Origin of the sequence: Bacteroides coprosuis (assembly GCF_020741705.1) — a bacterium.
Lineage (GTDB): Bacteria > Bacteroidota > Bacteroidia > Bacteroidales > Bacteroidaceae > Bacteroides_E > Bacteroides_E coprosuis.
In genome coordinates, this window is sequence record NZ_DYYK01000165.1 from 1 (window position 1) to 8,050 (window position 8,050).

General features: G+C 33.9%; 9 protein-coding genes and 2 pseudogenes. 9 read left to right on the plus strand and 2 right to left on the minus strand.

Annotated features, from left to right (window positions below; all coding sequences use genetic code 11):
• The first annotated feature begins 88 nt into the window (after positions 1–88).
• The 9 genes and pseudogenes from K8V80_RS09815 to K8V80_RS09855 form a co-directional block, all read left to right on the plus strand.
• Positions 89–1,009, plus strand: a complete 921-nt coding sequence (locus K8V80_RS09815; RefSeq protein WP_276777516.1) for a DsbA family protein — start codon at positions 89–91, stop codon at positions 1,007–1,009.
• 177 nt (positions 1,010–1,186) lie between these two features.
• Complete coding sequence (locus tag K8V80_RS09820) at positions 1,187–2,020, plus strand: methylated-DNA--[protein]-cysteine S-methyltransferase (RefSeq protein WP_276777519.1); 834 nt, start codon at positions 1,187–1,189, stop codon at positions 2,018–2,020.
• Between the two features lie 41 nt (positions 2,021–2,061).
• Positions 2,062–2,541 carry a DUF6036 family nucleotidyltransferase gene (locus K8V80_RS09825; RefSeq protein WP_276777521.1) on the plus strand — a complete coding sequence of 160 codons (480 nt, stop codon included), beginning with the start codon at positions 2,062–2,064 and terminating at the stop codon, positions 2,539–2,541.
• A gap of 108 nt (positions 2,542–2,649) precedes the next feature.
• On the plus strand, positions 2,650–3,561 hold the full coding sequence (locus K8V80_RS09830; RefSeq protein WP_040310325.1) for an EamA family transporter: 912 nt from the start codon (positions 2,650–2,652) through the stop codon (positions 3,559–3,561).
• A 128-nt stretch (positions 3,562–3,689) separates the two neighbouring features.
• Complete coding sequence (locus tag K8V80_RS09835; RefSeq protein ID WP_276777523.1) at positions 3,690–4,664, plus strand: PGN_0703 family putative restriction endonuclease; 975 nt, start codon at positions 3,690–3,692, stop codon at positions 4,662–4,664.
• Between the two features lie 95 nt (positions 4,665–4,759).
• Entirely contained in the window at positions 4,760–5,269 is a 510-nt protein-coding gene (locus K8V80_RS09840) for a hypothetical protein (RefSeq protein WP_276777525.1), read from the plus strand.
• A gap of 68 nt (positions 5,270–5,337) precedes the next feature.
• Positions 5,338–5,670, plus strand: coding sequence for a tRNA-binding protein (locus tag K8V80_RS09845; RefSeq protein ID WP_006744466.1), 333 nt, complete (start codon positions 5,338–5,340; stop codon positions 5,668–5,670).
• A gap of 156 nt (positions 5,671–5,826) precedes the next feature.
• Positions 5,827–6,738, plus strand: a complete 912-nt coding sequence (locus K8V80_RS09850) for a TIGR01777 family oxidoreductase (protein ID WP_276777529.1) — start codon at positions 5,827–5,829, stop codon at positions 6,736–6,738.
• Between the two features lie 238 nt (positions 6,739–6,976).
• Positions 6,977–7,225 (plus strand): annotated as a pseudogene (locus tag K8V80_RS09855) (carboxypeptidase-like regulatory domain-containing protein); the annotation flags it as partial.
• A gap of 131 nt (positions 7,226–7,356) precedes the next feature.
• On the opposite strand, the gene K8V80_RS09860 reads toward K8V80_RS09855, so the two are convergent.
• The gene (locus tag K8V80_RS09860; protein WP_276777532.1) at positions 7,357–7,593 is read right to left on the minus strand and encodes a hypothetical protein; all 237 of its coding nucleotides are present in this window, start codon (positions 7,591–7,593) and stop codon (positions 7,357–7,359) included.
• 184 nt (positions 7,594–7,777) lie between these two features.
• Positions 7,778–8,050 (minus strand): annotated as a pseudogene (locus K8V80_RS09865) (PepSY domain-containing protein); the annotation flags it as partial.

Below are 8,050 nucleotides of genomic sequence, written 5' to 3' on the forward strand. Positions count from 1 at the left end.
TCTCAACAATTAGTTCTGTTTTCTTGTTATATTACAATAGGAGTAGCCATTAAAGAGGGCTATTCTACTTTATAATAAATCGAAGAATATGACTAATAAAAACCCATTACAATGTGATCCTAAAACAGGATTCTGTGAGGTAAGTGCAGGTGCACAAGAGCAACCTCACATAAAGGTTCAGAATAATCAAGAACTTCCTATGCGTATAATTTACTACACAGACCCCATATGTTCTGCTTGTTGGGCTATAGAGGGTGTTTTACGTAAACTTAAATTAGAATATGGTCATGTGTTTGTTTTCGATTGTCATATGGGAGGACTTTTACCAGCTTTTGGTAAGGGGTATGATCCTGGTGACTTCTATACTTCTGAAGATCTTGCTAAGCTTTGGGATGAAGCAAGCGACCATTATAGAGTTCCTATTAATGGTGGAATATGGTTGAATGATCCATTAAATTCCTCTTTTCCACCCTCAATTGCTTATAAAGCTGCACAATTACAAAGTCAGGATAAAGCCGATGATTTGTTAAGGCATTTGCGTGAGATGTTGTTTGTTGGTCAGAAAAATATAGCAAAAGAGGATGTTATTCTTAAAGCAGCTCAAGAAACTAAGTTAGATATAGATCAAATTCAATTAGATATAAAAGGAAAGGGAAAAAGTGATTTTATGCACGATTTAGAATTAGGAAAAGAATTAAAGGTGAGAGGTTTTCCTACTTTGTTTTTCTTTAATTTAGCAGGAGATCACAAAATACTTTATGGCGTTCATGCTTACCCTGATTATGAAAATTATATTTTAAAACTAGATCCGTTAGCTCAAAAACGAGAATATGATAAATACCCATTAGCTTTAATGCGTCACTTTCAAACAATGACAGTGAAGGAGCTTTCTATCCTAGCAGAATATGGTTATTTTGAAGCTGAGCAAGATTTAGAAAAATTGGAAAAGGAAGGAAAGATCACTGCTTATGTTACACCAAAAGGAAAACTTTGGAGAATAAATAGATAAAGAAAGGTCGTTAAGACTATTTGTTGATTCTCATTTAGTAAAATTGCATTTGCTTTTAAATTGAAGGCTATTATTTAGATAGCCTTTAGTTTTTTTATTTTAGCAAGATTCGGGTTGTTAGCTATTTTAATCTACATTACCTTTAGCCGAACACTATAAAACAGAGTATTTTAAGATATGTCATATTATAATCAGATAGCAAAAGCTATAGAATACTTGGTAAAGCATTTTAATGAGCAACCTTCTTTAGATAAACTTTCCCAAGTGATAGGAGTTAGTCCATATCACTTACAGCGATTGTTTACTGAGTGGGCTGGAGTTAGCCCTAAGCAGTTTGTAAGTTATTTAACAGTTGAAGCACTAAAAAAAGAACTTAGTCAATCGAGAAATATAATAGAAGCTTCTGATAAAGTTGGACTTTCTTCGGCTTCTAGGGCTTATGATTTAATGGTCAATATAGAATCTGTTACCCCTGGAGAGTACAAGGCAAAAGGGAAAGGAGTGTCTATTATTTATGGAGTTTCATCTTCTCCTTTTGGTGAATGTTTTTTAGCCTACACCTCTAGAGGTTTGTGTAATCTAAATTTCATTACAGAGGAGGCATCGGAGGATATACTTATTGATGAACTTCATAAAGAGTGGATTAATGCAACTTTTCAGCGCAATGATATGCTCATAAAAAAGTGGGTAGATAATATATTTAAAGCCCATAATACTCCTTTAAACTTATGTCTAAAAGGGACGCCCTTTCAAATTAAAGTATGGAAAGCTTTGTTGTCTATACCGATGGGGCATTTGGTTACTTATACGGATGTAGCTCATATTGCAGGAAATGAAAAAGCTGTGCGGGCAGTGGCTTCTGCGGTAGGAAGGAATCCAATTAGTTTTATCATACCTTGTCATCGAGTTATAAGGAAAGAAGGATTAATAGGACAATATCATTGGGGTAGCGATCGCAAAGCTTGTATGATTGGTTGGGAAAAAGCTAAGAGAGAAATTGCAAAAGATTAAAGTAGATACATCTATTTTAGTATATTAGAAAAAAGAAAACGATGAAAGATATCATATTAGAAACACTGGGAAAGTTAGCCCCTGATTTAAAATTATTACAAGACGACTTTTACATTATCGGAGGCTCGGCTTTGATACTTCATGATGTATCCTTGAAGAGAACACATGATATTGATATTCTGTGTTCAGTTCGAGATGTGGATATGCTAAAAGCAGCTTGGGGGAAATACTATAATCCCCATCCGAATATGAAAGAGAATGATCTTTTCTGCTCTCATTTTGCTAATTTCAAGTTCCCTTTAATCGAGGTGGAAACACAAGGTGAATTAAAAGTGAAGAAAGCAGGACAGTGGATGCCTTTAATCATTGAAGAATACGAAACTATTCAGATAGAAGGAATAGAAGTGAAGATGCCCACTCTTTCAGAGATGAAACGTATTCTAAACTTCTTTGGTCGTAAAAAAGACTTAAGGAGAATTCAAGAGATTGATAGCTATTGGCACTCAAATAGAAATATTTAGTGTGAACTTCATCTAAAGAGAGACTGTATTCCTTTTTCTTATTTACCTTTGTGCTCAATTTATAAGATAAATAAAAAACATTGATAGTATAAGTGAGTTATGAAAGGTTTGACAAGTTTTAAAGGCATCATTTATGCCATGATATCATCTGGGACATTTGGTCTTATTCCTCTTTTTACAATTCCTTTAGTTGAGGATTTAGGAGTAAATGAAGCTAATATCTTATTTTATCGATTTTTCTTATCCGCTATTATGATGGGAATAATTTGTTTGTTCCGCAGTGATAGCCTAAAAATAGAAAAGAAACAGATACTGCCAATCTTTGCTTTAGGAGGATTATATGCACTTACGGCTTTATTTCTTGTTTACTCCTATAATTACATAGCTAGTGGGGTAGCAACTACGATTCATTTTCTTTATCCTATTTGTGTGAGTTTACTAATGGTTTTATTCTTTAAAGAACAAAAATCGAAGTCTCTCATTATAGCAGCACTCCTTTCATTATTAGGTGTTGCTTTAATGTGTTGGACTGATGGTGTATCAATGAATCTTTTAGGGGTGTTTTTAGCCAGTTTAACCATACTTACCTATGGGACGTATATAGTAGCTCTAAATCAAATGAAAGTAGGGCAACTTCCCGCAGACGTATTAACGTTTTATGTTATTTTAGCTGGAGCAATTATCTTTTTTGTTTATGCTCAGTTTGATGGTGGGGGAGTGCAGGCCATACCTAGTTTCAAGGCTGGTGTTTACTTAATAGCTTTGGCCTTTTTGGCAACTGTGATATCCGATTTTGCCCTTATCTTGGCTGTTAAGTATGCAGGATCTACAGTTACTGCCATATTGGGTTCCATGGAGCCTCTTGTAGCTGTATCTGTGGGTATTCTTGTTTTTTCTGAATATTTCACTTCTCAATCAATGATCGGATTAATTTTAATTTTAGCTTCTGTAGTCTTGGTTATATTGAGTGATCAACGGAAGAAGAAGTTGGCACTGCAAAAAGTAGAACAAAACAAATAGAATATAAAGTTATATAGACTATCTATCTTACTTCTTTATGTAAAACAATAAAGATGAGATTCATTAAAAACTAGTCTACAAATAGTTATTTACTAGTGAAGTTTCTATCTTGTACTACATAAATCCAAATGAGAAGAAATATGGCCAATCGGATCAAAAGAAAACCTCCTATAGAGGAATTGAAAAAGTATAATGCTTACCGTGAGAGTGATACCGCCTTTCAGGCTCATGCCCGTCTTTTACAAAGTAAGTGGCGTACTTGGAAAGGTTATGCCATGGGTAAATTCAAGGGGGAAGATATCGGAAATCGAATAGATACAAGTTTGGGAGAAAAAGGAGTCAACTTTTTGACTACAAATATTTCTAAAGTGGTAGATAAAGCATTGCAATTAGGGAGCAAAGACCATGCTATGATTATGATGGATCGCTTAAGAAGTAACTTACTCTCTTCGCAGCCTCTTTGTTTTAATCTGTTTGGAGAAATGAGTTTTAATTCTGATTTGGCTACCCAGTTTTTTCAAGAGATTTTCCCGGAAGAGGTGGCTGAAGTCTCTTCTGTCGTTTATGAATACTCTACTCGTAGAGGAAAACCCGACTATTCAGCCTTTGATGTATATGTGGAATATACATCTTTGACGGGACACGATAAGTTTTTCGGTATAGAAGTGAAGTATAGTGAAAATATGCGTGAAGAAAGTAAGGAAAAAGCCTTAAGAACGCTGAATAAACACAGAGCTGAATATACTCAGCTTACAAAAAAATCGGGGTACTTTAAGTCAGGTGTAATCGATGAAATATCTTTACCCCCTTATTCTCAATTATGGAGAGATCATATGTTGTGTTACAATATGTCTACTGATGAAAAGCTGAATAGAGAAGGGAACTTTATTGTTCTTTATCCATTTAATAATGGTAGTTGTGATAGAGTCGTACGAAATTATCAGAATAAATATTTAATTAATAATAATTCGGAAGAATCTCACTTTATTGTATGTGATTTAAATGATTTTATACTGACGCTTGATTCTTTGGTAAACTCGAAGTGGACTAAGGAGTTGATAGATCGATATATTGTAGTTGAGATAGATAATCAACAAGAATGAGATAAATAAAAATGCCGCTTTCAGTAAAAGGGGCATTTTTTATCCCCTTTATATTTATTTCCTTTAATATCTTCTGATAATTATAAATTTATTTTATGACGTTCCAAACTCCTAAACGACCATTACCCGATCCAACTCCAAATATGGAGAATGAAATTATAAGATTGATGGACCTTAATCAATATGCTGAAGCCTATCAATTATTGATTAGTTTGACAAATCCTTCTGTTTCTAATTTGTATAACATTGCGCTATGCCTTTTTAAGAGTAGAGATTATGCTGGATGTATCATTCAGCTTGAAAAGATTGAATCAAAATTGCAGGTGAATCGTTACCATTCGCTCAATACAAATCAAGAATATAATAGAATATTGAATATTCAAAGAGCGATAGATACTCACTTGAATGCTATATCCAACTTCTATGTGGAGCATTTTTCACACATCTTGTACGACTCAATTTTAAGATTACGAGTAGATTCTTGGGCTCAATTAAAGCGCTGGGATAAAGTATTACAGATTGCTACTAAATTACAGTTTAAGGAATATGACAATATAAATAGGGCAATAGATCAAGCTTGTAACTACAGTAAAACAAGAAAGTAAATAGAAGATTCCTTTAGGTTCAATGATTCTGCTAGCGAATCATAATAATAAAAAAATCAAAAGTAGATATGGAACGAATAGATTGGAGTGATTTCTCCAAAGTTGAAATGCGTGTAGGTACTATTCTTAGTGCTGAAGTTTTTGAAAAGGCAAAAAGACCCGCTTATATTCTTTATGTAGATTTTGGTGAGCTAGGTATTCTCAAATCTTCTGCTCAAATAACAAAGTTATACCGTGCAGAAGAATTGGTAGGGAAGCAAGTTATTGCAGTTGTTAATTTTCCTCCTAAGCAGATTGCTAACATCCAGAGCCAATGCTTGGTGTTGGGTGCTGTGCAAGGAGATGAAGTAACATTACTTACTGTAGATACACCTACTCCCAATGGATTAAGAATAGGCTAATATTTTTGTTAAACATCAATATAAAGTAGAGGCTAAATAAAGCTTCTACTTTTTTATAGAGTTACCTTTAGATGTGGAATAGATGATTTATCACTAAAGCTAAATCTTAATAAGCCTATCAAGTGTTATATCCTAAAAGGTCTAATAATATAATATATGAAGAAGATTGTTATTTCAGGAGGTACTGGGTTAATCGGTAGTCAACTTGTAAAAACTTTAAAAAGTAATTATAAGGTGGTAGTACTCACTCGCTCACCCGAAAAATACAAAGATTCTAAAAATGTGTCTTTTGAAGAGTGGAATGGACAAGATGCAATCACTTCTATATTAGATGGAGCTTATGCTTTTATAAACTTGATAGGAGAGAATATAGGCGATAAAATGTGGACAACCAAACAAAAAGAACGTATTCTAAATAGTAGGGTAGAAGCTGCTTACGCTGTAAATAAAAGTATGAGCCAATGTCCCGATATGCCAAAGGTGTGGATTCAGGCTTCTGCAGCTGGATATTATGGACAGCTGGGAGGTTCGAATGTGGTATGTGATGAGTTTTCTCCTAAAGGTGAACATTCTTTCTTGGCAGATGTCTGTGCCAAATGGGAGAAACCTATTCGTGAATTTGAAGCACCTATCCGAAAAATAATAATACGTACTGGTGTTGTGTTATCGCCCAATAGCTTATTGATGCAACAAGTATTAATGCCTTTTAAGTTTGGTGTGGCTGTAGTTACGGGCAAGGGAAATAATTATTTACCTTGGATAGATATCTCTGATGAAGTTGGAGCAATCCATTATTTATTGGAGAATGAAGATTGTGAAGGAATCTATAACTTAGTAGCACCGCATAATATAACGATGAAAGAATTAGTAGGTGAGGTAAAAAAGAGAAAGAAAACTTTTATAACACTTTACATTCCAGAGCTTGTATTGCAACTCATATTTGGAAAAGAGAAAACACGCGAAATTATTCTGACAAACCAATTAGTTGCCCCCAAAAGGCTATTGGAGGCAGGCTATACTTTTTTGAAAGAAAAAATAGAAGATGTGAGTTTAATAGAGAAGAAATAGGGAGTGCTATTTAACGTAATTATTCATAATGAGTCTATTAAAAAGGACAAGCTTTAATATTAATCTTAAAATCTTTATTACATTTATAAGGTGTTGATAAAAAGAATGTTATAGGGTGTTTCTTTGAAATAATATATAAACTAAAACCTAAAATTATGTTGAAACGAATGATGTTATTCTTGTTGTGCTTTATCCCAACATTGCTGATGGCACAAAATATTGAAGGACAGTAGTCAATGATCAAAAAGAGCCCATGGCAGGCGTGGCTATAACTTTACTTAATGCTGATTCAGAAGTTCTAATGGGAACAATAACAGCCAAAGATGGTACGTTTTCGTTGAATGTAGCTGAGAATGGAGAATATAGGGTAAGACTTATTTTCGTAGGCTACGAAGAAAAATTAATTGATGTTGAAGTGAAAGGCGATGATGTGGATCTTAAAAAGGTCGTATTAGTGAAGGATAAAGAAGAAGAGGTTGATGAATAAATAATTTTAAAAAGAGTATATAAATACCTGTCTAATTAAATTTAGTCAGGTATTTTTTTGTGTAACTGAAAGCATATGATGTGTTAGCTACCCATTTTTAGGACGGTAATACCTCATCATCATTCTTCTTTTTAGCATAGTAGAAATACGAACGATGAATCGACATTAACCTGCATGCCCGAGTGATGCTGATATCGTAATCCGTTACTATTTCTGTTACAACCTCTTTCTTTACCTCGGGCTCTATAGCTTTTTTCGATAACATCCTTCAGAATCTTATTGTCCAAAGCTAAATCAGCATACATATGCTTTAGACGAAGATTCTCCTCTTCAAGCTCCTTCAAACGCTTAATATGACTTGAATCCATGCCACTGTACTAATTTAATGAATTTGGTCTAATTATTTTCGGTCCGACTTTTAGGGAAACATACAGATAGAATAGTGGACAGTAAAATATTATTGTCAAAAAAATCTATATTGAGAATGATTGGTTATTTATAATTTATATAAAATCAGTTATGAGTTAACTTAGACAATGGGATTAGGCTCGGCTATTTCTTCTTTTTACGAATGATATAACCTGAAATTAAAACCCAGAAAACAATTAGTCCAGCAAAAGTGATGAAGACTAATGTTCCTGAGCCCAAAAGCGTATAAATTCTTCCCGTATGTACTTCTAGAGCAACGTTCCACAAGGACATAGGCAAAACTCTAAACTCATTGGGCATCTCTGCAAAATTCGATCCGTTCTCATATTCTACGATACACTCCTTCCCTTTAAAATCTTTACTAAAGCCTGATATCGCTCTTTTCCCAAATGGAGC